We start from the raw sequence: 1,579 nt of genomic DNA, 5'->3' as shown, positions 1-1,579 counted from the left end.
TTCCACATCGCCGAGAAGATGCCGAGTTCGGTGAAGCTCGGCTCGCGCCCGACAAGATCGAGGATGCGCTGATACTCGTCGGGCTTGAGCCCGTGTGAGGCAATGAGCTCGGGGGTGATCGGCACGGAATTGGAAATGGTCATGGGCGGCGATTTATATCCGGGACGTTGGGATTTTGAGTCCCGTCTTATCGCAAGCCTTGCGACCGATACACCCATGGATTGACGAAAAACGACGGAAAACCGGACAAAGCCACGCAGTGTCAGGAGAAGCTGTCGTAGCCGGCGCGGCCTTCATCGAGAAGTCGCCGGATCGCCGCGACGCCTTCAGCGATATCCCCGCGCTGTCTCGGCTGCGAAACGCCAAAGCGGACACCATGGAAAACCTGCTCGGAACGGCCGGCCTTGAATTCGTCCTCGTCGTCGATCAGCACGCCGTGCTCCAGGCAGGCGTTCTTGAAGGTGCCGGAAAGCCAGGGGTCGGGCAGGGTCAGCCAGACAAAGGGCACCCTGTCATGCGACTTGAACGCGAAGCCGGCCAAAGTCTCGCGCACGATGGCGATGCGGGCGCCGATTTCGGCGATGCTGCGCTTGCGTATCTCATCCGCCTGACCTGACAGCACCAGCCTTGTATTCACCTCCGCCAGCAGGAAGGGCATGCCGCCGGTCATCATCTTGTGGGCGACACGGATGCGGTGGCGGTAGGCGGGCGGGCAGGAAAGCCAGCCGCCGCGCACACCGGCTGCGACCGACTTCGACAGGCCGCCCGCGACGATGGTGCGTTCAGGCGCATACTCGGCCAGCAATGGTGTCGGATCATCGGTCAGATTGCCATAGAGATCGTCCTCGATGAGGACGACGTTGTATTCGCGTGCGACATGGGCGATCGCCTCGCGGCGCGCCGCCGACAAGGTGGCCAGCGTCGGATTCTGCGCCGTCGGCATCAGGAAGATCATCTTGGGATGCTTTTGCGCGCAGACGCGCTCGAAATCCTGCGGATCGATGCCTTCCTCGTCCGATGCCACCAGCGCGGTGCGCCTGCCGATCAGGCCGGCGCTGCGGGAAATCTGCGAGTAGGTGAGGTGCTCGAAGGCAATATAGTCGCCAGGCATGGTGAGCGCCGCGATCGCCGCCATCACCGCCGCATGGGTGCCGAGCGTGGGAACGATGGTGTCGGCACTCGGACGAAACGAATTGCGCGCCAACCAGCGGGCGCCGGCTTCGTACCATCGGTCGGGGAAGTCCCGCGTGTAGCTCGAAATCTCATGCGGATGGTCCTGCGCCGTGCGCGACAGGACACCGGCGACAATGTCGCCCTGGCCGATATCAGGTGCTGCGGTGCTGTCGAAACGCAGCTTGCCCTTAGGCGCATCGATATAGCGCGTGCCTTCGCCGCCGACGTCCGGAGCCGGAAAATCCGGCTTCGCGCGCTGGCCGAGCACATAGGTTCCACGCCCGACTTCGCCGCTCACCAGCCCACGCTCGCGCAGCAATTGATAGGCCCGGCCGACCGTGCCGACGGTGGTGCCGATGTCGTAGGCGAGGTCGCGTTGCGGCGGCAGCTTTGCGCCGGCATCGAT

Annotated in this window: 2 protein-coding genes; both read right to left on the bottom strand. The window is 63.9% G+C overall.

From position 1 onward, the window contains the following. Window positions 1-143, bottom strand: a 143-nt coding sequence (locus tag EN939_RS38320; RefSeq protein ID WP_164751485.1) for a hypothetical protein, incomplete at its 3' end; no start/stop codon positions are given. Window positions 144-262: 119 nt separating this feature from the next. Then, window positions 263-1,579 (bottom strand): aminotransferase-like domain-containing protein (locus tag EN939_RS33475; protein ID WP_164751484.1); only part of this gene is annotated, 1,317 nt, incomplete at its 5' end.

The sequence above is a fragment of the Mesorhizobium sp. M7A.F.Ca.CA.002.05.1.1 genome, assembly GCF_003998335.1.
Classification (GTDB): Bacteria; Pseudomonadota; Alphaproteobacteria; order Rhizobiales; family Rhizobiaceae; genus Mesorhizobium.
This window is presented reverse-complemented; position numbering and strand designations above follow the sequence as displayed.